Origin of the sequence: Streptomyces rishiriensis (genome assembly GCF_030815485.1) — a bacterium.
GTDB classification, from domain to species: domain Bacteria; phylum Actinomycetota; class Actinomycetes; order Streptomycetales; family Streptomycetaceae; genus Streptomyces; species Streptomyces rishiriensis_A.
On sequence record NZ_JAUSWV010000002.1, the window covers coordinates 5,433,762 to 5,460,095 of the forward strand.

The following is a 26,334-nucleotide window of genomic DNA, read 5'->3' on the forward strand; positions in this document are numbered from 1 at the left end:
AAGCGGCCGGAAACCGGTCCAGCTCCACTCCGTCGCTCCCCGACCTCATCCGAGGGGGTACGTCCTTCCGTGGTGACCAGCACAAAGCGCCGTATGCCAGACCGGCGCACCTATGTTCTCGACACCAGCGTCCTGCTGGCCGACCCGAACGCCCTGACCCGCTTCGACGAGCACGAGGTAGTGCTCCCCATCGTCGTGGTCACGGAACTGGAGGCCAAGCGGCACCATCCGGAGCTCGGCTACTTCGCCCGGCAGGCGCTGCGCCTGCTGGACGACTACCGGGTGAAGTTCGGTCGCCTCGACGCCCCCATCCCGATCGGGGAACTCGGCGGTACCGTCCGTGTCGAGCTCAACCACTCGGACCCCAGCGTGCTGCCTTCCGGCTACCGCCTGGGTGACAACGACTCCCGCATCCTCGCGGTCGCCCGCAATCTCCAGGCCGAGGGTTTCGACGTCACGGTCGTGTCGAAGGACCTCCCGCTCAGGATCAAGGCGTCGTCGGTCGGCCTCCTCGCGGAGGAGTACCGCGCCGAGCTCGCCATCACGGGCTCCGGCTGGACCGGGATGTCCGAACTGACCCTGTCCGGCGAGCAGGTGGACATCCTCTTCGAGGAGGGGCACATCCATGTGCCCGAGGCAGCCGACCTTCCGGTGCACACCGGTCTGACCATCCAGTCGGAGCGGGGCAAGGCCCTGGGAAGGGTCACCGCCGACGGCGACGTCCGCCTGGTGCGCGGAGACCGCGAGGCCTTCGGCATCAAGGGCCGCAGCGCCGAGCAGCGCATCGCGCTCGATCTGCTGCTCGACCCGGACGTCGGGATCCTGTCGATGGGCGGCCGGGCCGGCACCGGCAAGTCCGCGCTCGCGCTCTGCGCGGGTCTCGAGGCGGTCCTGGAGCGCCGTCAGCACAAGAAGGTGATGGTCTTCCGGCCGCTGTACGCGGTGGGCGGTCAGGAGTTGGGCTATCTGCCCGGTTCCGAGGCCGACAAGATGGGCCCCTGGGCCCAGGCGGTGTTCGACACGCTGTCCGCGGTCACCAGCCGCGAGGTCATCGAGGAGGTCACCGCGCGAGGGATGCTGGAGGTCCTGCCCCTGACCCATATCCGGGGCCGCTCCCTCCACGACGCGTTCGTGATCGTCGACGAGGCGCAGTCGCTCGAACGGAATGTCCTTCTCACCGTTCTGTCCCGAATCGGCGCGAATTCCCGGGTCGTTCTGACCCACGATGTGGCGCAAAGGGACAATCTGCGGGTCGGGCGTTATGACGGCGTGGTCGCCGTCGTCGAGAAACTGAAGGGGCATCCGCTTTTCGCGCACGTCACGCTGAACCGGTCCGAGAGGTCCCAGATCGCAGCACTTGTGACCGAAATGCTGGAGGATGGGCACATCTGAATGACCTGCCCCGATCGACCGGGGCCGAGCGGTGGTTGGCGCCGTCCGACAAAGGCTGTGAGCCTAGTCGGGCGGCGCCGATATGTGTGGGGGTTTCGCGAAAACCCCAGGGTCCCCACAGGTGTGAGCTTTCACACGCAACTCGGAATTGCCTTGCACACTCCGGTTACGGCAAAGTCTCAGTCCTGTCAGGCCCCGCATGCGACACATCTGTGCCCCCAGCAGTACGGCACCGCTTGAGCAGCACCTTCAACTCCATACCGACCGTCGCATGCCGCCCGTGCACCATGTGGCACTCCTTCACCGGGAGTTGCCCACCGGGTCCGCGTCTCCTGTGACCCCGCAGTTCGGAGACCAGCGTCAAGGGGCACGATTGCGTCCGCCAGGGTCACCGAAGCGGGCGATGCTGGAAGGAAAACCGTGTGAGCCGGATCTCGGTCCGGGGATTCGCAGTGGCCTCGGCCACGGCGGTCACCGCTGTCGGAAGTGTCGTCGGCGTTGCCTCGGGCAGCGTCGCGCAGTCCAACGACGCTGAAACGACGGCCAGCGACGCGACGCTTCTCGCCGACATACCCGCGGGCCAGCAGGTCCAGGTCCAGACGGCGTCCCTCACGCAGCAGGCCAACGTACAGGCCATCGCCGCGGACGAGGGTGCGAAGAAGGACGCCGAGGAATCGGCCCGCAAGGCCGCCGCCAAGTCGGCGATCGCGAAGAAGGAGGCCGCCGAGAAGGCGGCCAAGGACCGCGCGGAGGCCAAGGCCAAGGCCAGCCGCAGCGCGGGCGACTTCCCGGTCCGGAGCTCCTACTCCATCGCGCAGATCCAGGCGATGGCGGCCCAGATGGTGCCCAGCGGGCAGTTCCAGTGCTTCAGCAACATCGTGGACCACGAGTCCAGCTGGAACTACCACGCCGTGAACGCCTCCTCCGGTGCCTACGGTCTCTTCCAGGCGCTGCCCGCCGGCAAGTACGCGTCCGCCGGCTCCGACTGGCAGACGAACCCGGCCACCCAGATCAAGTGGGGTCTGAACTACATGGACAGCCGGTACGGCAGTCCCTGTGAGGCCTGGTCGTTCTGGCAGGCCAACCACTGGTACTGAGCCCACGCGGCCCTGGTCGTGCAGTTCTCCACCCGACGGCACAACAGAAGGGAACCGCGTGAGCCGGATATCGGCCCGGGGATTCGCCGTGGCCTCGGCCACCGCGGTCACCACTGTCGGCGCTGTCATGGGAGTCGCCCAGGGCAGCGTGGCCCAGCCCCACGACGACGCCGAGGCGACGGCGGGCGAATCGACCCTCCTCTCGGACTTACCCGCAGGTCAGCAGGTTCAGGTACAGACGGCCTCGCTGACCCGGCAGGCGGACGTCCAGGCCATCGCCGCGGACACCACCGCCAAGAAGACGGCCGAGGAATCGGCCCGTAAGCAGGCGGCCAGGGCCGCGGTGGCCAAGCAGAAGGCCGCCGTGGCGAAGGCGAAAGCCGCCCAGGAGGCCAAGGACAAGGCGGCCGAGGCCGCGGCGACCAAGGCCACCACCGAGGTGGCCTCGACCTCGTCGGCCGGCAGCTTCCCGCAGCAGGCCTCGTACACCGTCGCCGAAGTCCAGGCGATCGCCCGCCAGATGGTGCCCAGCGGCCAGTTCCAGTGCTTCAGCAACATCGTGGACCACGAGTCCACCTGGAACTACCAGGCGGTCAACCCCTCGTCGGGTGCCTACGGCCTCGTCCAGGCCTACCCCGGCTCGAAGATGTCGTCCGCCGGCGCCGACTGGCGGACCAACCCGGCCACCCAGATCAAGTGGGGCCTGAACTACATGAACGACCGCTACGGCAGCCCCTGCGACGCCTGGGACTACTGGCTCGCCAACGGCTCGTACTGAGCCGCGACCGCCGTCGCCCGCTCAACCCCGCGCAGCCCCTCCCCGTCCTAGGGGGAGGGGCTTTCGCCCTGTACGGTCGGTACGGCCGGGACCGACGACTCCAGGGGGAGTGGTGGGGAGAGACGGGGGAAGAGGACGGATCATGTCGCGAGTTCCAGGGTGGCTCGGCCGGCTGGGTGCCGGACTGAGCGAGATGGGTGAGCGGCTCGACGAACGGCGTGCCGAGGTCGAGCGGGAGAGGCGGGAGGACGCCGCCGAGCCCGACCCGACCCCGTCCGACACCGCCGTACCGGCCGCCGAGGCCTACCCGCAGGAGTTCGTGCCTTCCGCCCCGCGTCCCGATCCCGCCCAGGCCGTGCCGTGGGGCGTCCGGGTCGCCGCCGAGGCGGGCTGGCGGCTGCTGGTGCTCGCCGGGACCGTCTGGGTCCTGATGAAGGCCATCAGCGCGATCCAGCTGGTCGTCATGTCGTTCGTGGTCGCGCTGCTCCTGACCGCCCTTCTGCAGCCCACCGTCGCCCGGCTGAAGCGGGCCGGAGTGCCCGGCGGAGCGGCCACCGCGCTGACGGCGATCCTCGGGTTCGTCGTCATCGGGCTGATGGGCTGGTTCGTGACCTGGCAGGTCATGGCGAACATCGACAACCTCTCCGACCAGGTCCAGGACGGCATCGACGACCTGCGCCGCTGGCTGCTCAACAGCCCCTTCCACGTCACCGACAAGCAGATCAACGGCATCGCCAAGAACCTGCGGGACGCCATCGGCGACAACACCGACTCGATCACCTCGGCGGGCCTGGAGGGCGTCACCGTCGTCGTCGAGGCGCTGACCGGCATCCTCCTGGCGTTCTTCTCGACGCTCTTCCTGCTCTACGACGGCAAGCGCATCTGGGAGTGGACGCTCAAGCTGGTCCCGGCCGCGGCCCGGCCGGGCGTGGCCGGCGCGGGCCCGCGCGCCTGGGCGACGCTCACGGCGTATGTGCGCGGCACGGTGATAGTCGCGCTGATCGACGCGATCTTCATCGGTCTCGGCATCTACTTCCTCGATGTGCCGATGGCCGTCCCGCTGGCCGTCTTCATCTTCCTGTTCTCCTTCATCCCGCTCGTCGGCGCGGTCGCCTCCGGCGCGCTGGCGGTCGTGGTCGCGCTGGTGACGCAGGGCGTCTTCACCGCGGTGATGACCCTGGCGGTCGTGCTGGCCGTGCAGCAGATCGAGGGCCACATCCTCCAGCCGTTCATCCTCGGCCGCGCGGTACGCGTCCACCCGCTGGCGGTGGTCCTGTCGGTCGCCGCGGGCGGCATGGTGGCGGGCATCGGCGGCGCGATCGTGGCGGTGCCCCTGGTGGCCGTGACGAACACGGTGGTGGGCTACCTGCACACCTACTCCCGCGAACAGGCCCTGCGGCACGCGCCACGGCCGAGGGGCGCGACGGCGGCGGGCGTGGCACCGGTGGCGGCTCCGGCGGCTCCGCCGGCGGCCCCCACGGCCCCCACGGCCCCCGCGGCGACCGAGGACGAGGCTCCCTGAGGGAACCACCGGACGACTTCCAACCGGTCAAATGGGCGCCGCACAAGACCTGTTCGTGCGGATGACCGAGCAGCAGGACGTCGTCGCGGTGGTCGTCTGCCGCAAGTCCGTCAACGCCGGCATGCTGTTCGCCCAGGTGCGCAGGGTGGTGCGGGAGTACCGGCTCTGAACGCGAGACGGTCCCTCCCCGCGCGGGGAGGGACCGTCCGCTCAGCGCGTGCTCACCGCCCGCTCATTCCGTGCGCAGGCCGTCCGGCCGCAGCAGCTTCAGCAGCGGGGGCAGGCTGAGCAGCGTCACGAGCAGGACGACCGCCGCGCCGAAGCCGGTCATCGACAGCACGCTCGTCCAGTCCACGTCCACCGGGGTGTCCGTCATCTTCAGCAGGATCGCGCCCAGCGTGAGCCCCACCGCCATCGCCAGCAGCAGGCCCAGCGCGATCGGGATCGCCGTCTGCCACAGCACCGACAGGCCCAGCGTGCGCCGCCGGGTGCCGAAGGCGACCAGCGACGACAGCAGCTTGCGCCGCTCGCGCAGCTGCTCCAGCTGGGAGACCAGCAGGCTCGCCCCGATCAGCAGCAGCACACAGGCGGAGCCGACGAGCAGACCGGTGCGGATGGTGGTGAACTTCGTGTCCTGCCGGGTGGACGACCAGGTCATCGGGTCGGCCAGCGGGTCGACGTGGTACGCCGTGTTGCGGGCGAACTCGTAGGCGTCGGGCACGGACTCGTCGATCGAGAGGTAGATCTCACCGCTGACCAGCTTCTCGGCCGCCTCGGGCAGCGCGCTCGGCGTCATCAGGAAGCCGCCGCGTTCCCAGTCGGTGAGACCCTTGACCGACCGGGCCTCGGTGATGCCCGCGGGGACGGTCCAGACGACGTCCTCGGTGCCCCCGGAGAAGGACGGCTCGAGGTACAGCTTCTTGCCGGGCTTGTTCATCCTCGGCCCGTCCGCGGAGTACTCGTTGCCGTCGAGGACGAACATGTCACCGTCCTTGCACGAGGGCAGCTTCGCCACCTCGCGCAGGGCCGGGCAGGCGCCCACGGTCAGCTCGGTGGAGAGGGTCGGGCCGTCCTCGCTGTTCCAGGTGGAGTCGCCCAGGTAGCCCTCCCACAGGGCCGTGACCTTGCTGACGGCCTTGGTGTCGGCGAACTTCTGGGCGGTCGCGGCCAGCGGGGCGCCGTCCGGCACCCGCACCTGCATCTGCGCCCGGGTGAGGTCCTGGCCGGTGGGCTCGGTGTAGGCGCCGTCCACGCCGGCGAACAGCATCTGGAGCGCGATCGCACCGGCCACCGCCACCGCGATGCCGTTGACCATCCTTGCCGCCGTACCGCTGCTCAACTGAAGCCTTCGCACGGCAAGTTGCCAGGCCACACCGCCGGAACCGAGCCGGCCGACGACCGTCTCCACGAGCCACGGCAGCAGCGCGGTGATGCCGACGAGGATCAGGACGACGCCGCCGCTCACCAGGTACTGGTTGAAGTCGCCGTTGGCCTGGCCCTGACCGATCATCGGGTAGAGCATCGCGAGGCCGCCCACGGGCAGCAGCAGCCGCCACCACAGCCGTCGCCGCGCGGGCTTCGCCGTGCGCACCACGCCGAGCGGCTCGATCACCACACCGCGCAGGGCGAAGAGGGTCACCAGGACCGCCGCCGCAGGCACCGCGAGGGCGACCAGCACGGCCAGCGCGGGGGAGGGATCGAGGTAACCGGGCCACACGCTGATGCCCATCACCTCGACCGAACCCGCCACCTGGCGGCCGATCAGGAAGAAGACGGTGCCGAGGACCAGGCCCAGCAGGGCCCCGGCCATCGCCTCGCCCGCCGCGATGCGCCGGGTCATCCGGCCGTCCGAACCGATCAGCCTGAGGGCCGCGAGCCTGCGGTCGCGCCGCTCCCCGCCGAACCGCACGGCCGCGGCGATGAACACGGCCACCGGCATCAGCAGCACCACGATGACGACGAGGATCAGCAGGAGCAGGACCGGGTCGGTCTGCTCCTCCGACGGGTCCGGGTTGCCGAACTCCTTCAGCCGGGTCGCCTCGTAGCCCTCGAGGTGCGAGGCGAGTCCGGTGGCGCCCGAGTAGTAGGCGAGCTCCTGTGAGCCGATCAGCCCGTCCTCCCCGATGGTGCCGACGACGCGGTACGGCAGCCGCTCGCGCAGCAGCGCCGAACCGTCGGCGGACAGCAGTTTCTTCAGCGCGGGCGAGACCACCATGTCGCCCTTGGCCGGGAAGCCGCTCAGGCCGGGCGGCAGGGGGGCGCGCGCTCCTTCCGGCTCCACCAGGCGACCGCGCACGTCCTTGTCACGGAACGTCGTGTCGGCCTGCGCGATCAGCAGGGTGTCGTCGGCCCTGGCCGGCTGCGTTGCGCCCAACGGCCAGTCCAGCCGGGCCTCTTCGCGGTCGTGGCGCACCGCCAACGCGTTCGGCACCGCCGTCGTCAGCAGCAGGACCGCCACGCCGAGCCCGACCCCGACCGCGGTCAGCACGGCCCGTACCCAGCCCTCCCGGCCGCCGGCGAACGCGAACCGGACTCCCAGGCCCAGATCCCTGACCCACTGGCGCAGACTCATATGACCCGCTCCATGTCCCGCGACTTCCCGTCCCGAACGACGATCTCGCGGTCGGAGTAGGCGGCCACCCGGGCCTCGTGCGTGACGAGCACGACGGCCGTGCTGGCCGACCGCGCGGCCTCGGTGAGCAGCTCCATCACGCGTTCGCCGTTGAGCGAGTCCAGCGCGCCGGTCGGCTCGTCGGCGAACACCACGCGCGGGCCGGTGACGAGCGAGCGCGCCACGGCCACCCGCTGCCCCTGTCCGCCGGACACCTCCCCGGGCCGCTTCCCGGCCAGGTCGTCCACCTCCAGCCGCTCCATCCAGCCCAGGGCGGTGCGCTCGGCCTGCTTGCGCGGGGTGCCGTTCAGCCGCAGCGGCAGCGCCACGTTCTCGACGCAGGTCAGTTCCGGCACGAGCTGCCCGAACTGGAACACGAAGCCGAACTCGGAGCGCCGCAGTTCGCTGCGCCGGGCGTCGCTCATCGTCGCCAGCTCGCGGCCGTCGTACAGGATCGAACCCGAGTCGGGCGTCACGATCCCGGCGAGGCAGTGCAGCAGCGTCGACTTGCCGGACCCGGACGGGCCCATCACGGCGACCACCTCGCCGGGGTGGATGGAGAACTCGGCGCCGGCCAGCGCCATCGTCGGCCCGTACGCCTTGTGCAGGTTCTCGGCGGCGAGCAGGGATCCCCCGGGGGCGTTCACGCGATCACCGCGGCCTTCAGCTTGTCGAGCCGGGCGGCGGCGAGCTCCAGCCAGCGCAGGTCGGCCTCGAGATGGAACAGGGCATGGTCGCAGATCAGCTGGTCGGCGAAGTCGCCGGAGCGCTTGCGGTCGGTGAGGATGCGCATGCTGCGCAGGTGCTCGGCACGCTGGGTGTCGAGGATGTCGGCCGCGTCGCGCTGGGTCAGCAGCGCGAGGACGACCTTGGTGTAGAGCGTCGACTGGAGGTACGGCTCGGGCTTCTCGGGCGTCGCGAGCCACTGCGCGACGTCGGTGATCCCGGCGTCGGTGATCGCGTACCGCTTGCGCTCGGGACCGCCGCCCGCCTCGATGCCGTCGACCTCGACGAGCCCGTGCTTCAGCAGGCGCGACATCGTCGAATAGACCTGGCCGTAGTGCAGCGGCCGGTCGTGACCGAACTTCTCGTCGAAGGCCCGCTTGAGGTCGTAACCGTGGCGGGGCCCGGACTCCAGGAGTCCCAGGAGGGTGTGACCGATGGACATGGGAGGACTGTACACGCGGTGTATACCCGGCGTGTATACGTGCTGTGCACGGGTGGCGGCGGGGAGTGGGAGTGTGCAGGTGAGGGCCGATTGTCACTGTTCTGCCACAGGCCCGGCGCCCACGCGGCGGCCCGTCCCGCAGGGTGAGGCCGTTCAGGTCGACGGCGGGCCGGGGTGCGAGCCGCCGGGGGGCCGGCCGCGACGGGGCATCGGCCCGGTGTCGCCGGGGAGCCGCCCGGCCTCCTTCAGCGCCTTGCGCAGCAGGAACTCGATCTGCGCGTTCGCCGACCGCAGTTCGTCCGAGGCCCAGCGGGCCAGCGCGTCGTGGACCAGCGGATCCAGCCGCAGCAGCACCTGCTTGCGCTGCTGCGGCCGACGCTGGGGGGCCGGACCCCCGGCGGGATCACTCACTGGTAGAGGGTCCCGGTGTTCAGTACCGGCTGGGGCGCCCGGTCCCCGCACAGCACCACCATCAGGTTGGACACCATCGCCGCCTTCCGCTCGTCGTCCAGCTCCACGATGCCCTTCTCGGCGATGCGCTGGAGTGCCGCCTCGACCATTCCCACGGCCCCGTCCACGATCTCCCGGCGTGCCGCGACCACGGCGCCCGCCTGCTGTCGCTGGAGCATCGCCGAGGCGATCTCGGGAGCGTACGCGAGGTGGGTGAAGCGGGACTCGATGATCCGGACGCCGGCCGCCTCCACGCGCGCGTGCAGCTCGATGGCGAGCTTCTCGGTGATCTCCTCGGCGTTGCCGCGCAGCGAGAGACCGCCCTCGTCGTGCGAGTCGTAGGGGTACTCGATGGCGATGTGCCGGACGGCCGCCTCGGTCTGGGTGGCGACGAACTCCAGGAAGTCGTCCACCTCGAAGCTGGCCTGCGCGGTGTCCCTCACGTTCCACACCACGACCGCGGCGAGTTCGATCGGGTTGCCGTACGCGTCGTTGACCTTCAGTACGGCCGTCTCGTGGTTGCGGACCCGGGTGGAGATCTTCTCGCGGGAGGTGAAGGGGTTCACCCAGCGCAGTCCGTCCTCGCGGATGGTGCCCCGGTAGCGGCCGAAGAGCTGCACCACGCGGGCCTCGCCCGGCGACACCGTGTTCAGCCCGCACATCGCGAGGAACGCGGCGACGGCGACCAGGATGCCGACGGTGATCAGCGCCGCCTTGAGGCCGGTCGCGTCCACCTGGGAGCCGACGGCGACCATCCCGGCGCCGGTCAGCAGTCCCCCCAGTCCGAGCAGCAGCGCGAGTCCGCCGGCCACGCTGTGCGCGGGGAACTCGTGCACGCGCGGGGCGGGCATCTCCGGTGTGTCGACGGTGTCGACGGCGGCTTCGGTGGAAGCCGAGGGGTCGTGAGCGGACATGGTGGGTCCCCGTTTCTCGACGCCGCCTGATTCAGTGATCGGCGGACTAGCTAAGTGATATCACTTTAGCGCCTCGCGGCAACCCTGTGCCACTCTCGTACGTCGGACTCGACGGGGACGTCCGGGCGGTTCCCCCGCGCGGGGTGCTGATTCTCACGCCCGGTGCGGACCGGACCGAGACCCTTTCGTCATAGACAGCGGTGTTAGCTTTCTGAGCTGACCTGCCCCTGCCCCCGGGCACTGGTGTGACTGCCGAGTAGGAAGCGGAGCGAGCGGACTCATGGGACGAGCGGAAGAGAGACGAGCTCGACAGCGCGGTGGGCGCCGCGCGGCGCCCAGGGGCCGCTCGACGGAGCAGCCGGACTCGACGACCCACTCCAGGGCGGAGTCCGTGGCGACCGCCGAGACGGAACGCGAGACCGCTCCCGCGACCGGGGGCCGCGCCGCCGCCCGCCGGGGCGCGAAGAAGAGCGGCAAGGGCCCCAAGGGCAAGGCCGGCAAGAAGGACAAGAGCCTCATACGCCGGATCTTCACCTGGAAGAAGATCCTCGGCACCTTCCTCGGCCTGGTCGTGGCCGTCATCGGCGCCTTCCTCTGGCTGTACATGAGCACGCCGATCCCCGCGGGCAACCCCGACGCCAACCTCCAGAGCAACGTCTACGAGTACGACAACGGCGCGATCCTGGCCCGCGACGGTGAGGTCAACCGCGAGAACGTCGAACTCGCGAAGATCCCCAAAGAGGTCCAGCACACCTTCGTCGCCGCCGAGAACAAGTCCTTCTACACCGACGCCGGCGTCGACCTCAAGGGCACCACCCGCGGCATCCTCAACACCCTGATGGGCAAGGGCGCGCAGGGTGGTTCGACGATCACCCAGCAGTACGTCAAGAACTACTACCTGACCCAGGAACAGACCGTCACGCGCAAGCTGAAGGAACTGGTCATCTCCCTGAAGCTGGACCGGGAGAAGGACAAGGACTACATCCTGGCCGGTTACATCAACACCAGCTACTACGGCCGCGGCGCCTACGGCATCCAGGCGGCCGCCCAGGCCTACTACCGCGTCGACGCCGAGAAGCTGTCCGTCCCCCAGGGCGCCTACCTCGCCGCGCTGCTCCAGGCGCCCAGCCAGTACGACTGGGCCGTCGCCTCCGACACCGGCAAGAAGCTGGTCACGGCCCGCTGGAACTACGTCCTCGACAACATGGTCGAGAAGGACTGGCTGGACAAGAGCAAGCGCGACGCCATGACCTTCCCGGAGCCCAAGGACCCCAAGGCCGCGCCCGGCAAGGAGGGCCAGGTCGGCTACCTCGTCGACGCGGCCAACACCGAACTGGCCAAGCAGCTGGTGGCCCAGGGCGTCGCCGACGACTACGAGTCGGGCATGGCCCTGGTCAGGCGAGGCGGCTGGAACATCGAGCTCAACATCGACAAGAAGAAGCAGAAGGCGCTCGAGACGGCCGTCAAGGAACAGCTGACCAGCAAGCTCGACAAGAAGAAGCGCCCGGTCGACGCGGACGTCCAGGCAGGCGCGGTGTCCGTGAACCCCAAGACGGGCGCCGTCGAGGCGATGTACGGCGGCACCAGCTACACCGACCACTACCTCAACAACGCCACCCGCACCGACTACCAGCCCGCCTCCACCTTCAAGCCGGTCATCCTCGCCGCGGCCTTCGACGAGGACGCCAAGACGCAGGACGGCGACCAGATCACCGCCGACACGATCTACGACGGCACCAGCAAGCGGCCGGTCGTCGGCAGCGACATCGGCTTCGCCCCGGAGAACGAGGACGACCAGGACTACGGCGACGTCACCGTCCAGACGGCGCTGAACAAGTCCATCAACTCAGTCTTCGCGCAGATGGGCGTCGACGTCGGCATGCCCGAGGTGCTGAAGGTCGCGGCCAACCTCGGCATGGACACCGCGGACCTCAAGGCCGTGCCCGCCCAGACCCTCGGCACCATGGGCGCGAGCCCCCTCCAGATGGCCGGGGTCTACGCCACCCTCGACAACCACGGCAGGCAGGTCACCCCGGCGCTCATCAAGTCGGCGGAGAACAGCGCCCACCCGACGTTCAAGCACACCGACCCCATCGGGGGACAGGTCATCAGCCGCGAGGCCGCCGACTCCGTCACCTCGGTGCTCACCGGCGTGGTCGACGACGGCACGGCGAGGAAGTCCGTACGGGACAACCCGCTGCGCAAGGGCCAGAAGGTCGCGGGCAAGACGGGCACCTCCGACAACAACAAGTCGGCCTGGTTCACCGGCTACACCCCCGACCTGGTCACCTCGGTCGGCCTCTTCGGCGAGTCCGCGAAGGCCCCCCACCCCCAGGTCCCGCTGACCGGCGCGACGAACGGCCTGACCTCGGACGCGGGCCGGGTCAACGGTGGTGGCTTCCCGGCGCAGATCTGGGCGGCGTACACCTTCGGCGTCTCCACCGAGGTCAGCAAGTTCGACCTGGAGACCGACCAGGGCGCGGCGGTCCGGACCGCGTCGCCTTCCCCCTCCACGTCGCCGTCACCGTCCTCCTCCCCGTCCTCGTCCCCGTCGACGAGTTCGTCACCGTCCTCCTCTCCGTCGACGAGTTCGTCCCCGTCCTCGTCGTCGAAGCCGAGCACGTCCGCGTCCAGCACCCCGACGGGCGACACGTCGACGGAACCGAGCACGGACGACCCGTCGACCGAGCCGGCGGATCCTGAGGATCCGCTCTTCGGCCAGTAGGCCACCGGCAGAAACAGCGGAGGGGGCGCCCGGAGATCTCCGGGCGCCCCCTCCGCGCGCTTCCTTCGCTTCCCTCAGCTCCGGTTCAACTCGAACCAGACCACCTTGCCGGTGCTGAGCCGGGTGGCCCCCCACCGCCGCGCCAGCCGGTTCACCAGATACAGGCCGCGGCCGCCCTCGTCGGTCGCCCGGGCCTGCCGCAGCCGAGGCAGCTGCGGCACGTCGTCGCCGACCTCGCACCGCAGCACGTCCGTCCGCAGCAACCGCAGGGTCACCGGCCGCGAGGCGTACCGCACCGCGTTCGTGACGACCTCACTGACCAGCAGCTCGACGGAGTCGGTCATGTCCTCCATCCCCCAGCGGGACAGCGCCCGCCGGGCCAGCCGGCGGGCCCGGCCGGGCGCCGCGTCCTCCGGCTCGAGGAACCAGTACGCCACGTCGCTCGGCGCGATCCCGTCGAAGCGGGCGGCGAGCAGCGCGATGTCGTCGTCCCGGTCGCCCGGGCCGAGCATGTCGAGCACCTCGTCGCACAGGGCCTCGAGCGGCGGCGGATGATCGGGCCCGGTCAGCTGGGCGGTCGCGGCGAGCTTCTCCCGCAGCTGCTCTATGCCGGTCGCCACGTCCCGCAGCCGGGACTCCACCAGGCCGTCGGTGTACAGCAGCAGTGTCGCCCCGGCCGGGGCGTCGAGCTCCACCGCCTCGAAGTCGACCCCGCCCACGCCGATCGGCGCGCCCGGCGGCACCCGCAGCACCTCGGCCCGGCCGCCCAGGTGCAGCAGGATGGGCGGGGGATGACCCGCGTTGGCGATGGTGATGCGGTGCGACACCGGGTCGTACACGGCGTACAGGCAGGTCGCCATGCGGTCGGTGCCCAGCCGTTGCGCCTGCTCGTCGAGATGGTGCAGCACCTCCTCCGGAGGCAGGTCCAGGCCGGCGAGGGTCTGGGCCGTCGTCCGCAGCTGCCCCATGATGGCCGCCGACGTCATGGAGTGCCCCATGACGTCGCCCACCACCAGCGCCACCCGGCTGCCCGGCAGCGGGATGGCGTCGTACCAGTCCCCGCCGACCCGCGCGGTCTCGGCCGCGGGCAGGTACCGCGAGGCCAGCCGCACGCCCGTGGGGCGCGGCAGGGTCTCCGGCAGCATCGTGCGCTGCAACTCGTCGGCGATGTACGCCTCACGGTCGTACAGCACCGCCTTGTCGATGCCCAGAGCGCTGTGGGTGGCGAGCTGGGCGGCCACCAGCAGGTCGTCGTTCTCGAACGGGATGCGTTCCGGGCGGCGCAGGAACACCGCGGCGCCGATCACCCGGCGGCGGCCCCGCAACGGGGCCAGGACGGCCCGCTGACCGCTCGGGACGGCCAGCGTGCTGTCCTCGCCCAGCAGTTCGGGCAGCGCGGCGCGTGCGGCCGGATGGTCGGCGAACACCGGACGCACCCCGCGCAGCACCTCCGCGAGCGCCCCGCCGGGCCGTACCTCGCACAGCTCGGCGACCGCCGCCGACAGCTCGGCGGTCAGCTCGCCCGGTTCCGGCGGAGGCAGGGCCAGCGCCGCGAAGCCGGTATCGGTGTCCCGTTCCTCCGGAATGCGGTCGGTGCGCCGCAGCCGCAGCATGATGCGGTCCGCCGCGGGCCGTTCGTCACCCACGGGCAGCGGATCGCGCAGATAGACGAGGATCGCGTCGGAGAAGGTCGGCACGGTGGCCCGGCACAGCCCCATCACGATCTCGTCCAGGTCCAGCCCGCGGGCGATCCGCCGGGTCGCGGCGCCCACGAAGCGCAGCCGGTCGCCGTCCCGCCGCATCGGCGTGGGCCGGCCCGGCGTCAGTGCCCCTCCGGCCCGCCGGTCCTGCCCGTCCGGCCCCCGCTCCGGGCGCGCGTCGGTGCCCGGCTGCGCAGGGATGGACTCGGGAGCCGGACGCGGCCGGTGGTCCCCCACGCCGGGCTTGGCCCGCGCGGGAGGCGCCCCCATCGCCTCGTCGGACGCCGACGGCTGGGAGTGCTCGGTGCCGGAACCTGCCTCCGAGCCGGTCGCATCCATTCCCGTGGCTCCCTGGCCGCCCATGCCACCCTTTCCGCCCGTGCCGCGCGACGTCGTCGTACCCGAGGCATCGGGCGGTAAGGCGGACGGGCCCGGAGCCGGCGCCTGGGTATGCAGCAGTGCCCCACGGGGGTCCGTGGGGTCGACGCCCTGGGGGCGTTCGTAGGAGGTGGGCTGCTCCGTCACGCGTGTCGAATCCGTCCGTCCGGGGCTGCGCGCCGCGCGCGCAGTTGGTCCCGCAGGAAACCCGATACCCGGAATACGTGCCCCCGGAACGGAATTCCCGCGTGGTCAGAGGTTGTTCCTGTGCCGCCGGCGGACCGCGCGCGGCCCCGGGGGCCGACGTCGGGCATCCCGCCGGTGTTGCCCTCGTACCCCTCGCTCACGTGCTGCCGCCCCTCGGTGACGTTCGGTCAGGCCCGGTGTCCGTTCCGGGAGTTACTGCCAGCGTGCCTTGCGGAGGACGATCCTACGTTTGTTGCCCGGGGGCGCATCAAGGGTCTCATGTGGACAGGTGCGCGGGCGTACGGTCCCAGTCCTCCGGCAGCAACGGTACGGCCCAGGAGGGATCCGGGCGCCAGTTCTGCCAGCCCTCGCTGAACGGAGGACCCCATGCGCGGATCACCTCCACCGCCCTGCTGCCCGCCTCCCGCACCTGTTCCGCGACCGCCCGGTCCATCAGCCCGTCCTGCTGGGCCTGCGCGAACTCGTCCTCGTCGCGCAGACCCCAACTGCGGTCCGGGTAGACGCAGATGTCCAGGAAGTGGTCCTCGGAGTCCACCCCGCCGTCCCAACGGACCAGAGGCGTCTCCAGGTTGACGTACCAGTTCTTGAACTGCCAGCCCGGGTCCCAGAACAGCCACACCGACCACGGCTCACCGGGCCGGGCCACCTTCAGCACCCCGGTGCCGAGCCAGTGGCCCCGCGCAACGGTACGCGGCTTGGTGTACCGGGTGCGCAGCGGCTCCTGGTGCGGCGGGGTGCCGTCGGCGAGCACCGGCTTGACGCACTCCGTGCCCGGGGCCAGCCACACGGCGAGCAGTTCCTCGTCGTCCCGTACGACGGTGACCGGGCGGGCGATGTGGAAGTTCACCCCGCCGTTCTCCCGGTAGCGCCACAGGATCCGGCTCCCCGGCTCCCAGAAGTCCGCCGCACCGCCAGTTCCCACGCGTCTCACCGCTCCACCGTCTGCCATGCACAGATATTAGGTGCCATGGGCATACGACGCTGCGGCGCGCGTCACGGTTCTCACGCCGGGGCGCGAAAGCCGACGAGCGTTCACGGGCGTGTCATCCGCAGGACATCCAGGGCCTCGTCGAGCTGCCCGACCGTCAGATCGCCGCGCTCCACGTACCCGCCGTCCAGCACCACCTGCCGGATCGTCCGCCGCTCCGCCAGCGCCTTCTTGGCCACCTTCGCGGCCTCCTCGTACCCGATGTACTTGTTCAGCGGCGTGACCACCGACGGCGAGGACTCGGCGTACTCCCGGGCGCGTTCGCGGTGCGCCACGATCCCGTCGACGGTCCGGTCCGCGAGCAGCCGGGACACGTTGGCGAGCAGCCGGATCGACTCGAGCACGTTCTTGGCGATCACCGGCAGCATCACGTTGAGCTCGAAGTTGCCCGCCGCGCCCGCCGTGGCCACGGTCGCGTCGTTCCCGACGACCTGCGCGGCGACCATCAGCACGGCCTCCGGGATCACCGGGTTGACCTTGCCGGGCATGATCGAGGAGCCGGGCTGGAGGTCGGGCAGCGAGATCTCCGCGAGGCCGGTGCGCGGACCGGAGGCCATCCACCGCAGATCGTTGGCGATCTTCGTGAGGCTCACGGCGACGGTCCGCAGCTGTCCGCTGGTCTCCACGACCCCGTCCCCGCGCGCCCTGCGCCTCGAAGTGGTCGCGCGCCTCGGTCAGCGGCAGCCCGGTGGCACGGGCGACCTCCTCGATGACGGCAGCCGAGAACCCGGGCGGCGTGTTGATGCCGGTGCCGACCGCGGTACCGCCCAGCGGCAGTTCGGCGAGCCGGGGGAGCGAGGAGTCGAGCCGCTCCACGCCGTACCGCACCTGGGCGGCGTACCCGCCGAACTCCTGGCCCAGCGTCACGGGCGTGGCGTCCATCAGATGAGTGCGCCCCGCCTTCACCACGTCGGCGAACTCCGCGGACTTGCGCTCCAGGGCCGCCGCCAGATGCTCCAGGGCGGGGATCAGATCGCGGGTGACGGCGGCGGTGGCCGCGATGTGCAGGGACGAGGGGAAGACGTCGTTGGAGGACTGGGAGGCGTTGACGTGGTCGTTGGGGTGCACGGGCCGGCCCAGACGCTCGGTGGCGAGCGTGGCGACCACCTCGTTGGTGTTCATGTTGGACGAGGTGCCGGACCCGGTCTGGAACACGTCCACCGGGAAGTGCTCGTCCCACCGGCCCTCGGCGACCTCCGCGGCCGCCTCCTGGATGGCGTCGGCGATGTCCGCGTCGACCACCCCGAGCCGCGCGTTCACCTTCGCCGCGGCCCCCTTGATCCGCGCCAGCGCCTCGATGTGCGCACGCTCGATGCGCTGTCCCGAGACGGGGAAGTTCTCGACGGCGCGCTGTGTCTGGGCCCGCCACTTGGCTTCCGCCGGGACGCGTACCTCACCCATGGAGTCGTGCTCGATCCGGTATTCGCTCATGTCCGGTACAGCGATCGGGACGGCCGCAATGTTCCGCGCGCTCGGCCGTCCGGATGGCGTCGGACAGGCGCCCCGGGGCGCGACCCCCGGGGACGGGGAGGGGCGGCGGAGGCGAGGGCACTCCCCGGCCGCCCCGAAGGCCCTACACGAGCCCGGGCCCTCGCACCGGGATGGTCGTGAACGTCGGTGCGGGCGCGGGGTCCTGGAAGAAGTCGTTGCCCTTGTCGTCGACGACGACGAAGGCCGGGAAGTCCTCGACCTCGATCTTCCAGACGGCCTCCATGCCGAGCTCCTCGTACTCGACGACCTCGACCTTCTTGATGCAGTCCTGGGCGAGCCGGGCGGCCGGACCGCCGATGGAGCCGAGGTAGAAGCCTCCGTGCGTGCCGCACGCGTCGGTGACCTGCTTGCTGCGGTTGCCCTTGGCGAGCATGACCCTGGAGCCGCCGGCGGCCTGGAACTGCTCGACGTAGGAGTCCATGCGGCCGGCCGTCGTCGGGCCGAAGGAGCCGGACGCGTAGCCCTCGGGCGTCTTGGCCGGGCCCGCGTAGTACACCGGGTGGTCCTTCAGGTACTGCGGCATCTCCTCGCCGGCATCGAGCCGTTCCTTGATCTTGGCGTGCGCGATGTCGCGGGCCACGACCAGCGGGCCGGTGAGGGAGAGGCGGGTCTTCACCGGGTACTTCGTCAGCTCGGCGAGGATCGACTCCATCGGCTGGTTGAGGTCGATCCGCACGACGTCCGACGCCTCGTCGAGGTGCTCGTCCGTGGTCTCGGGCAGGAAGCGCGCCGGGTCGGTCTCGAGCTGCTCCAGGAAGACGCCCTCGGCGGTGATCTTCGCTACGGCCTGCCGGTCGGCGGAGCAGGAGACGGCGATGGCGACGGGGCACGAGGCGCCGTGCCGGGGAAGGCGGACCACCCGTACGTCGTGGCAGAAGTACTTTCCGCCGAACTGCGCGCCGATGCCGATCTGCTGCGTCAGCTCGAAGACCTTCTCCTCGAGTTCCTTGTCCCGGAAGCCGTGCCCCAGCGGCGAACCCTCGGCCGGGATCTCGTCCAGGTAGTGCGCGGAGGCGTACTTCGCGGTCTTCAGGGCGTACTCCGCGCTCGTGCCGCCGACGACGATCGCCAGGTGGTACGGCGGGCAGGCGGCCGTACCGAGCGAACGGATCTTCTCCTCCAGGAACTTCATCATGGAGGCCTCGTTCAGGACGGCCTTCGTCTCCTGGTAGAGGAAGCTCTTGTTGGCGGAGCCGCCGCCCTTGGCCATGAACAGGAACTTGTAGGCGCCGCCGTCGGCCGCGTACAGCTCGATCTGGGCCGGGAGGTTGGAGCCGGTGTTCTTCTCGTCCCACATGGTCAGCGGGGCCATCTGCGAGTAGCGCAGATTGAGGTTCAGGTAGGCGTCGTAGATGCCGCGGCTGAGGGCCGCCTCGTCGCCGCCCCGGGTCAGCACGTTCTGCCCGCGCTTGCCCATGACGATCGCCGTGCCGGTGTCCTGGCACATGGGGAGCACGCCGGCGGCCGCGATGTTCGCGTTCTTCAGCAGGTCCAGCGCGACGAACTTGTCGTTGCCGGAGGCCTCCGGGTCGTCGATGATGCGGCGCAGCTGCGCGAGGTGGGCGGGGCGCAGGTAGTGCTGGATGTCGTGGATGGCCTCCTCGGCGAGCTTGCGCAGCGCCTCCGGCTCCACCTTGAGGAATGTCCGCCCGTCGGCCTCGAAGGTGGAGACACCCTCGGCGGTCACCAGCCGGTAGGGGGTGGTGTCCTCTCCCATGGGGAGCAGATCGGTGTACGCGAACTCAGGCATCGGTGCCCATTCCTCACTCGACGGACGCGACCGCCTCCATCGGCGGGCGCTCACCAGCGTAGAACCTGCCGCTGACAACGAGCTTGTGAGGTAGGGCTCAGTTCGGCGGCCACCCGTCTCGGAGGGAGGGGTATCGCGATCTATCGTGTGTGGGTACGCTGCTCTCGTGGACCTTCACCAGCAGACCGCAGCCCCCGCGCCGGCCGCGGAGTTGCGCGCCTCGGACGCCGACCGTGACCGTATCGCCGACATGCTCCGCGAGGCCCTCGCGGAGGGCAGGCTGACCGCCGACGAGCACGCCGAGCGCGTCGAGGCGGTACTGGCCGCCAAGACGGTCGGCGAGCTGGAGGTCTTCGTCCGGGACCTGCCCGCCGCGCACGAGCGGCGCGCGGCCCCCAGCTCCGCTCCCAGCCGCCCCACCGCGGGCGCGATCCCCGCCGACCCCGACGACAACGTGGTCGCGGTCTTCAGCAGCGCCGTCCGCAGGGGCCGTTGGCGCGCGGGCCGCCGTATCCACGCCTACGCGGTCTTCGGCACCGTGGAGATCGACCTCACCGAGGCGCTCTTCGAGTACCAGCAGGTCGTGATCAAGGCGCTCTCGGTCTTCGGCAACGTCGAGGTCCGCGTCCCGGAGAACGTCTCGCTGCGCGGCACCGGCGGCGCGGTACTGGGCAACTTCGAGGTGGACGCGCTCGATTCGCCGCAGCCGGACGCCCCGGTGGTCTACGTCGACGGCTGGGCGGTGCTGGGCAACATCGAGGGCCGGCCGAAGCGGGGCAAGCTCGTCGCGGACATCCTCGACCGGGTCCAGCACAAGGTCGACAGGAGTCTGCGCAAGCACCTGAACCGTTGACGGTCGTGGAGTCCGCGGCGCGGCCGTGGCGGGCCGGGCCCGGTGGAGCGGCCGTGGCGGCGTCGTGCCGGGGGTCTCCGCGGCCACGGTGGTCGGGAACTCAGTGCATAGGCGCGCGCACAGCGGGTAGGCCTTGCTGCATCGTCTCTCGCTCGCGAAGCCGTCGTCAGGAGTAGACCCGTGCTGCAACCGCCGCATTCGCCCGTGCAGGTCGCCGCTGTTCCGGCCCAGCGGGTACCAGCGCGCGACAGGGATCAGGACGCCCCCTGGCATACCGAGGCGGTGTGCCGGCGCGACGAGGCAGGCCTGTTCTTCGCCCCCTCCAAGGAGCCCACGGCCGCCCGGCTCTCCCGCGAGCAGGCCGCGAAGCGGGTCTGCGCGGGCTGTCCGGTCATGGTCGAGTGCCGAGAACACGCGCTGCTCCAGCCCGAGCCGTACGGCGTCTGGGGCGGCCTCACCGCCGCCGAGCGCCGGGTGGCCCTCGCCCGGCGCCGCCGCCGGGACGTGGAACTGAAGAAGGCGGCCCAGTCCTCCGGCCGTATAGCCGCCGCGGGCTGAGCGATCCTCGGGGTACGCGAAAGGGGCACCCCCACCGCACCGGGGGTGCCCCTCTCACGCACTACGGGGGTTACTTGGCCCGGTCGAAGTCGACCGCGCTGTAGGCCCGCAGCTTGCTCAGCCGATGTTCGGAGTCGATCCGCCGGACCGTCCCGGACTTCGACCGCATGACGATCGAGTCGGTGATCGCGGTCTCCGACCGGTACCTGACCCCGCGCAGCAGCTCACCGTCGGTGATGCCGGTGGCGACGAAGAACACGTTCTCGCCGGTCACCAGGTCCTCGGTGGTCAGGACGCGGTCGAGGTCGTGGCCGGCGTCGAGCGCCCGCTGCCGTTCCTCGGCGTCCTTGGGCCACAGCTTGCCCTGGATGGTGCCACCCAGGCACTTCACGGCGCACGCCGAGATGATGCCCTCGGGGGTGCCGCCGACGCCGAGCAGCAGGTCGACGCCGGTGCCCTCGCGCAGGGCCAGGATCGACCCGGCGACATCACCGTCGGAGATCAGCTTGATGCGCGCGCCGGTCGCCCGGATCTCGTCGATGATCCCCTCGTGCCGAGGGCGGTCCAGGATGACGACGGTGACGTCCTCGGGCGTGGCCCGCTTGGCCTTGGCGACCCGTCGGATGTTCACGGCCACGGGCGCGTCGATGTCGACGAAGTCTGCGGCATCGGGGCCGGTGACCAGCTTGTCCATGTAGAAGACGGCGGACGGGTCGAACATCGCGCCCCGCTCGGTGGCCGCGAGGACGGCGATCGCGTTCGGCATGCCCTTCGCCGTCAGCGTGGTGCCGTCGATCGGGTCGACGGCGATGTCGACCTCGGGCCCGGTCCCGTCACCGACGCGCTCGCCGTTGAAGAGCATCGGGGCTTCGTCCTTCTCGCCCTCGCCGATGACGACCACGCCGTTCATCGACACGGTGGAGACGAGGGTCCGCATGGCGCGCACCGCGGCACCGTCGGCGCCGTTCTTGTCGCCGCGCCCCACCCAGCGGCCCGCGGCCATGGCGGCGGCTTCGGTCACCCGGACGAGTTCCAGGGCGAGGTTGCGGTCGGGGGCCTCGGAGGGGACATCGAGCTCGGACGGCAATTGATGATGCTCGGTCATCGGAGCGCACCTTTCTGATACGACGACGGCCGGATGAGGGTTCGATCCCGACTCTATCGTCAGTCCGACAAGATGAGCAGGGGACCCCACGGATGAGCGCACCGGGCACCTGCGACGATAGGGGGCGTGGCAGGTTCGAACGGCAAGCAGAAGACGGCCCGCGACATGGTCATCTCCCTCGGGGTGATCTTGATCGCGGCATGGGTCATATACCTCTTTGTCCCACACGACGACCGCCCGCGCGAGGTCCAGCAGGTCGACTACCGCGTGGAGCTCCTCACGGCGCGCCGCGCGGCGACGTACCCGGTGGCGGCGCCCGAGGGTCTGCCCGACACCTGGAAGGCGACCTCGGTGCGGTTCCAGGGCGACGAGTTCGACGCCTGGCACCTCGGCTTCCACGCTCCCGACGGGGAGTACGTGGCGGTCGAGCAGTCGACTCGGCAGCGCTCGGAGTTCGTCCAGGAGGCCAGTCAGGGCTCGAAGGCGACCAAGGTCACCGAGCAGATCGGCGGCCGTACCTGGATCCGCTACACGGGCGGCCGCTACGACGCGCTCGTCCTCCAGGGCGCGGCGGGCTCCACGACCGTGGTGGCGGGCACGGGGTCCTTCGAGCAGCTGTCGACGATGGCCGGCGCGCTGAAGCTGGCGTGAACACGTGAAGCGGCCCCCGGCGAGCTCGCCGGGGGCCGCTTCACGTGTTACGTCGCTGTCAGACGGTGGTGACGACCTCGTCGTACGCCAGGCGCGGGGAGCGCGGGTAGGAGGCGCCCTCGCCCGGCTTGCCGATGTTCACGACGATCAGCGGGGTGTGGTCGTCGTCCAGGAACTCCTTGCGGACGCCCTCGAAGTCGACACCGGTCATCGGGCCGGCGGCCAGACCGGCGGCGCGGACGCCGATGATGAAGTACGCGGCCTGGAGGGCGGCGTTCAGCGCGGCGGAGCCTTCGCGGGCCGGGCGCTCGCTGAAGAAGAGGTCCTTGGCCTGCGGGAAGGCCGGGAGCAGGGTCGGCAGTTCCTCGTGGAACTCGTTGTCCGCGGAGAGGATCGCGACGAGCGGGGCGGTGGCGGTCTTGGCCCGGTTGCCCTCGGCCATGTGCCGCACCAGGCGCTCGCGGGCCTCGGGGGAGCGGACCAGGGTGATGCGCAGCGGAGTCTGGTTGAACGCCGTCGGGCCGTACTTGACCAGGTCGTAGATCGCCTGGACCTGCTCGTCGGTCACCGGCTCGTCGGTGAAGGTGTTCGCGGTGCGGGCCTCGCGGAACAGCAGGTCCTGGGCGGTGGGGTCAAGAACGAGAGACATGCGGAGACTTCCTCGTGGGGTGGCGCCGGGTCCCGTACCGGACCGCGGTCCGGATAGGCTGACGGGACCGACAGTACGCGGAGAAGTTTCAAAGTTCAACAAAGGCCCGAAGTGGCGTGATCCGCTTCACAGGCCCGGTTCGCGAACTCGCTCCACACGCCCGCTCGCAGGCCACGCTCACCGGCCCGCTCGCCCGCCCGCTCAGGGTCCCGCTTCGCGGATCCGCCGAGCTCCCGCGTCGAGGGGCGGTCCCGTCGAGGGGCGGCGTCGGGTCGACGGCCGTCGCGTCGGGGGCCGTCGGCTCACTCCCCTTCTTCCGTTTCCCCCTCCTCGGCCAGCGCCGCGTCCAGCCGCGCCCGGGCGCCCTCCAGCCAGCGCCGGCAGACCTTGGCCAGCTCCTCACCGCGCTCCCAGAGGGCGAGTGACTCCTCCAGCGTCGTACCCCCCGCCTCCAGACGCCGTACGACCTCGATCAACTCGTCGCGGGCCTGCTCGTACCCGAGGGCCTCGTCCGTCTTGCTCGTCATGCACCCATTCCCGGTGATCGTTGCTGCCTAGTTCTCGGTGGTTCCGGTGGTTCCGGCGTCGGGGACGTCGTCGACGCGAACGGTGAACTCGCCCTCGGCGACCCGCGCGCGCAGCGTCTCGGCGGCCGTCACCTCGGCCGGGTCCCGCACCACGTGCCCGTCGGCCCTCTGGAGCACCGCGTAGCCCCGCTTCAGCGTCGCGGCGGGCGAGAGCGCCACTACGCGCGCGTGCGTGTGGGTCAGCTCGGAGTCGGCGCGGTCCAGCAGGTGCCCGACCGTGCGCCGGGAACGGTCGACGAGCGAGGAGACGTGATCGGCCCGCTCGTCGATCATCCGGTGCGGATCCTGTATGGCGGGCCGCGCGAGGGCGTGGGCGAGGCCGCGCTCCTCCCGCTCCAGGAAGGCCTGCGCGCATCGCCGCGCCCGCCCGCGCAGCATCCGCACCCGCTCCAGTTCCTCGCCGACGTCCGGTACGACCTTTTTCGCGGCGTCGGTCGGCGTCGAGGCGCGCAGGTCGGCCACATGGTCGAGCAGCGGGTTGTCCGGCTCGTGCCCGATCGCCGAGACGACCGGCGTACGACAGGCCGCGACCGCCCTGACCACCTGCTCGTCGGAGAACGGCAGCAGATCCTCCACGCTTCCCCCGCCGCGCGCGACGATGATCACGTCCACGTCGTCCAGGCCGTCCAGCTCCTTCACCGCCTGGACGACCTGCGTCACCGCGTGCACGCCCTGGACGGCGACGTTGCGCACCTCGAAGCGGACGGCGGGCCAGCGGTGCCGGGCGTTCTCGAGGACGTCCCGCTCGGCGGCGGAGGCCCGCCCGCACACCAGCCCGATGAGCTGCGGCAGGAAGGGCAGCGGCTTCTTCCGGGCGGGGGCGAAGAGGCCCTCCGCGGCCAGGGACTTCTTCAGCTGCTCCAGCCGCGCCAGCAGCTCGCCGACCCCCACCGGCCGTATCTCGACGGCCCGCAGCGACAGCTGGCCACGCGGCGCGTACCACTCCGGCTTCGCGTGGACGACGACCCGCGCGCCCTCGCCGACGACGTCCGCCACCGCGTCGAAGACCTGCCGGTAGCAGGTCACGCTCACCGAGATGTCGTGCGACGGGTCCCGCAGCGTCAGGAACACCACCCCGGCACCCGGGCGCCGCGACAGCTGGGTGATCTGCCCCTCGACCCACACCGCGCCGAGCCGGTCGATCCAGCTTCCGATGAGCCGCGAGATCTCGCCGACGGGCAGCGGGGCGTCCGCGGACGTGTTCACAGCCATGCGCCCGAGCGTATCGGCCGCTACCGACAATCCGGGGCTCCCGTCCCCGGGCGGACACGGGCGGGAGCCGGGGGAGGGGAGGCCGGGGGCGGAGAACCCCTCAGGCGGCGGCCCCCGTCCGCCCGCGCTGCGCGACCAGCACGACGGCCCCCACCGCCAGCCAGATCAGGCCCACCGACTGCGCCGTGCCCGACGCCTCCGCGATCACCGCGATCGTGATCGCCGCACCCGTCACCGGCATCAGCACATGCCGCCACCACACCACCGGGCCACCCGCCCGCCGCACCGCGAACCAGCCCACCACGCTCGCGTGCAGCAAGGTGAACGCCGTCAGGGCGCCGATGTCGACCACCGACACCAGGTGGTCCATCCCGTCGTCCCGCCGCGCCGCCCACACCGCCGCGACCAGCGTGACGGCGGCCGAACACAGCAGAGCGACCCGCGGCACGCCCCCGTCCGTCCGGGCCAGCACCCGCGGCAGCCGCCGCTCACGTCCCATGGCGAACAGCAGCCGGCCGGCCGCCGCCTGTCCGGCCAGGGTGGCGAACGCGGCCCCGACCGCCTTGCCGACCGCCACCAGATCGTGCAGCCAGGTACCGACGGACACGTCCACGGCGTCATAGAACGCCGACCCCTGCCGACCGGGATCGGCGGCCAGCTCGGCGGACGGCACCGGCTCCAGCAGCGCCCCCAGGTACGTCTGCGTCACGAACAGCACGCCGGCCAGCGCCAGGCAGAACAACAGGGCCCGCGCGACCTTCCCCGCACCACCGGTGACCTCCTCCGCGAAGCTCGCGATCGCGTCGAAGCCCAGGTAGGACAGGACGGCCACCGACACCGCGCCGATCACCGCGGACAGCGAGAACGCCCCCTGCGAGCCGTCCCCGCTCAGCGGTGACAGCCAGCCGCGCTCCGCGCCGTCGCGCGCGAGGACCACCGTCGCGGACACCACGAAGACGACCAGGACGACGATCTCCAGCGCCAGCACCAGGAAGCCCACGCGGGCCGCCGCCCGTACGCCCCACAGGTTCAGCAGGGTGGTGATCACGACCGCGAGCGCCGTCCACACCCACCGGGAGACCTCCGGGACGAGCGCGTTCATCGCGATGCCGGAGAACAGGTACGCCACGGCCGGGATGAGGACGTAGTCCAGCAGCGCCATCCAGCCCGCCACGAACCCGGCGCCCTGCCCGAGCGCCACGCGCGCGTAAGCGAACACCGAGCCCGCCTGGGGGACCACCCGCACCATCTGCGCGTAACTGAAGGCGGTGAACGCCATGGCGACCGTCGCGACGACGTAGACCAGCGCCACCGCCCCGTGGGACCTCGCGTCCAGCGTGCCGAAGATGCCGACCGGCGCCATGGGCGCGATGAACAGCAGTCCGTAGACGACCAGGTCGCGAAAGCGCAGGCTCCGCCGCAGGTGTCCGTGTCCCTCCCGGATCGGACGGTCCTCGGTACCGGGCTCGGCGGTGTCGGACATCGGTGCCTCCGCGCGTCGGGTCCTGGCCACCCCCCGTCGGCTTTCCGCCGGTCTCCCAGTTTCCC

The 26,334-nt window shown here is 71.0% G+C and carries 22 protein-coding genes and 1 pseudogene; 9 read left to right on the forward strand and 14 right to left on the reverse strand.

All coding sequences use genetic code 11. The features are described 5' to 3' along the window. The first annotated feature begins 69 nt into the window (after positions 1 to 69). From QF030_RS26820 to QF030_RS26840, 5 genes are all read left to right on the forward strand, one after another. The gene (locus QF030_RS26820) at positions 70 to 1,392 is read left to right on the forward strand and encodes a PhoH family protein (RefSeq protein ID WP_307165162.1); all 1,323 of its coding nucleotides are present in this window, start codon (positions 70 to 72) and stop codon (positions 1,390 to 1,392) included. A 422-nt stretch (positions 1,393 to 1,814) separates the two neighbouring features. Continuing rightward, positions 1,815 to 2,489 carry a transglycosylase SLT domain-containing protein gene (locus QF030_RS26825; RefSeq protein WP_307165163.1) on the forward strand — a complete coding sequence of 225 codons (675 nt, stop codon included), beginning with the start codon at positions 1,815 to 1,817 and terminating at the stop codon, positions 2,487 to 2,489. Between the two features lie 58 nt (positions 2,490 to 2,547). After that, the gene (locus QF030_RS26830; RefSeq protein ID WP_307165164.1) at positions 2,548 to 3,267 is read left to right on the forward strand and encodes a transglycosylase SLT domain-containing protein; all 720 of its coding nucleotides are present in this window, start codon (positions 2,548 to 2,550) and stop codon (positions 3,265 to 3,267) included. 142 nt (positions 3,268 to 3,409) lie between these two features. Beyond that, positions 3,410 to 4,789, forward strand: coding sequence for an AI-2E family transporter (locus tag QF030_RS26835; protein WP_307165165.1), 1,380 nt, complete (start codon positions 3,410 to 3,412; stop codon positions 4,787 to 4,789). A 31-nt stretch (positions 4,790 to 4,820) separates the two neighbouring features. After that, complete coding sequence (locus tag QF030_RS26840) at positions 4,821 to 4,958, forward strand: hypothetical protein (protein WP_307167859.1); 138 nt, start codon at positions 4,821 to 4,823, stop codon at positions 4,956 to 4,958. A gap of 63 nt (positions 4,959 to 5,021) precedes the next feature. On the opposite strand, the gene QF030_RS26845 is transcribed toward QF030_RS26840, so the two are convergent. The 5 genes from QF030_RS26845 to QF030_RS26865 form a co-directional block, all read right to left on the reverse strand. Continuing rightward, positions 5,022 to 7,361 carry an ABC transporter permease gene (locus QF030_RS26845; RefSeq protein WP_307165166.1) on the reverse strand — a complete coding sequence of 780 codons (2,340 nt, stop codon included), beginning with the start codon at positions 7,359 to 7,361 and terminating at the stop codon, positions 5,022 to 5,024. Beyond that, on the reverse strand, positions 7,358 to 7,984 hold the full coding sequence (locus QF030_RS26850) for an ABC transporter ATP-binding protein (RefSeq protein WP_373428921.1): 627 nt from the start codon (positions 7,982 to 7,984) through the stop codon (positions 7,358 to 7,360). The genes QF030_RS26845 and QF030_RS26850 overlap by 4 nt, the downstream gene beginning before the upstream one ends. A 59-nt stretch (positions 7,985 to 8,043) precedes the next feature. Next, on the reverse strand, positions 8,044 to 8,568 hold the full coding sequence (locus QF030_RS26855; RefSeq protein WP_307165168.1) for a PadR family transcriptional regulator: 525 nt from the start codon (positions 8,566 to 8,568) through the stop codon (positions 8,044 to 8,046). A gap of 153 nt (positions 8,569 to 8,721) precedes the next feature. Continuing rightward, positions 8,722 to 8,979, reverse strand: a complete 258-nt coding sequence (locus QF030_RS26860; protein WP_307165169.1) for a hypothetical protein — start codon at positions 8,977 to 8,979, stop codon at positions 8,722 to 8,724. Then, the gene (locus tag QF030_RS26865) at positions 8,976 to 9,932 is read right to left on the reverse strand and encodes an SPFH domain-containing protein (RefSeq protein ID WP_307165170.1); all 957 of its coding nucleotides are present in this window, start codon (positions 9,930 to 9,932) and stop codon (positions 8,976 to 8,978) included. The genes QF030_RS26860 and QF030_RS26865 overlap by 4 nt, the downstream gene beginning before the upstream one ends. A 280-nt stretch (positions 9,933 to 10,212) precedes the next feature. Between QF030_RS26865 and QF030_RS26870 the strand changes: the two genes are divergently transcribed. Beyond that, entirely contained in the window at positions 10,213 to 12,657 is a 2,445-nt protein-coding gene (locus QF030_RS26870; RefSeq protein ID WP_307165171.1) for a transglycosylase domain-containing protein, read from the forward strand. A 74-nt stretch (positions 12,658 to 12,731) separates the two neighbouring features. Here the strand turns inward: QF030_RS26870 and QF030_RS26875 are convergent, their stop codons facing one another. The 4 genes and pseudogenes from QF030_RS26875 to QF030_RS26890 all read right to left on the reverse strand — a co-directional run bounded on the left by QF030_RS26875 (position 12,732) and on the right by QF030_RS26890 (position 19,171). Then, positions 12,732 to 14,882: a SpoIIE family protein phosphatase gene (locus QF030_RS26875; RefSeq protein WP_307165172.1), complete on the reverse strand. Its 2,151-nt coding sequence runs from the start codon at positions 14,880 to 14,882 to the stop codon at positions 12,732 to 12,734. 316 nt (positions 14,883 to 15,198) lie between these two features. After that, positions 15,199 to 15,891, reverse strand: coding sequence for a cytidylyl-2-hydroxypropylphosphonate hydrolase (fomD, locus tag QF030_RS26880; RefSeq protein ID WP_307165173.1), 693 nt, complete (start codon positions 15,889 to 15,891; stop codon positions 15,199 to 15,201). An 83-nt stretch (positions 15,892 to 15,974) separates the two neighbouring features. After that, positions 15,975 to 17,361, reverse strand: a pseudogene (locus QF030_RS26885) (class II fumarate hydratase). Between the two features lie 142 nt (positions 17,362 to 17,503). Next, positions 17,504 to 19,171: a fumarate hydratase gene (locus QF030_RS26890; RefSeq protein WP_307165174.1), complete on the reverse strand. Its 1,668-nt coding sequence runs from the start codon at positions 19,169 to 19,171 to the stop codon at positions 17,504 to 17,506. Positions 19,172 to 19,337: 166 nt separating this feature from the next. On the opposite strand from QF030_RS26890, the gene QF030_RS26895 reads away from it, so the two are divergent. After that, positions 19,338 to 20,024, forward strand: a complete 687-nt coding sequence (locus tag QF030_RS26895; RefSeq protein WP_307165175.1) for a DUF1707 SHOCT-like domain-containing protein — start codon at positions 19,338 to 19,340, stop codon at positions 20,022 to 20,024. A gap of 180 nt (positions 20,025 to 20,204) precedes the next feature. After that, positions 20,205 to 20,582, forward strand: a complete 378-nt coding sequence (locus QF030_RS26900; RefSeq protein ID WP_307165176.1) for a WhiB family transcriptional regulator — start codon at positions 20,205 to 20,207, stop codon at positions 20,580 to 20,582. A gap of 70 nt (positions 20,583 to 20,652) precedes the next feature. Here QF030_RS26900 and glpX read toward each other — a convergent pair whose 3' ends face one another. Next, positions 20,653 to 21,687 (reverse strand): class II fructose-bisphosphatase, encoded by a 1,035-nt coding sequence (gene glpX, locus QF030_RS26905; protein WP_307165178.1) that lies wholly within the window; start codon positions 21,685 to 21,687, stop codon positions 20,653 to 20,655. Between the two features lie 126 nt (positions 21,688 to 21,813). Between glpX and QF030_RS26910 the strand changes: the two genes are divergently transcribed. Continuing rightward, positions 21,814 to 22,338 carry a DUF4245 domain-containing protein gene (locus QF030_RS26910; RefSeq protein ID WP_307165179.1) on the forward strand — a complete coding sequence of 175 codons (525 nt, stop codon included), beginning with the start codon at positions 21,814 to 21,816 and terminating at the stop codon, positions 22,336 to 22,338. A gap of 58 nt (positions 22,339 to 22,396) precedes the next feature. Here QF030_RS26910 and QF030_RS26915 read toward each other — a convergent pair whose 3' ends face one another. The 4 genes from QF030_RS26915 to QF030_RS26930 all read right to left on the reverse strand — a co-directional run bounded on the left by QF030_RS26915 (position 22,397) and on the right by QF030_RS26930 (position 26,269). Continuing rightward, a complete protein-coding gene (locus tag QF030_RS26915; protein ID WP_307165180.1) occupies positions 22,397 to 22,987 on the reverse strand; it encodes a malonic semialdehyde reductase in 591 nt (196 codons plus the stop codon). Between the two features lie 302 nt (positions 22,988 to 23,289). Further along, complete coding sequence (locus tag QF030_RS26920; RefSeq protein ID WP_057603175.1) at positions 23,290 to 23,514, reverse strand: exodeoxyribonuclease VII small subunit; 225 nt, start codon at positions 23,512 to 23,514, stop codon at positions 23,290 to 23,292. Between the two features lie 27 nt (positions 23,515 to 23,541). After that, complete coding sequence (xseA, locus tag QF030_RS26925) at positions 23,542 to 24,786, reverse strand: exodeoxyribonuclease VII large subunit (RefSeq protein ID WP_307165181.1); 1,245 nt, start codon at positions 24,784 to 24,786, stop codon at positions 23,542 to 23,544. Between the two features lie 100 nt (positions 24,787 to 24,886). Then, complete coding sequence (locus QF030_RS26930) at positions 24,887 to 26,269, reverse strand: APC family permease (protein WP_307165182.1); 1,383 nt, start codon at positions 26,267 to 26,269, stop codon at positions 24,887 to 24,889. Positions 26,270 to 26,334 lie beyond the last annotated feature (65 nt).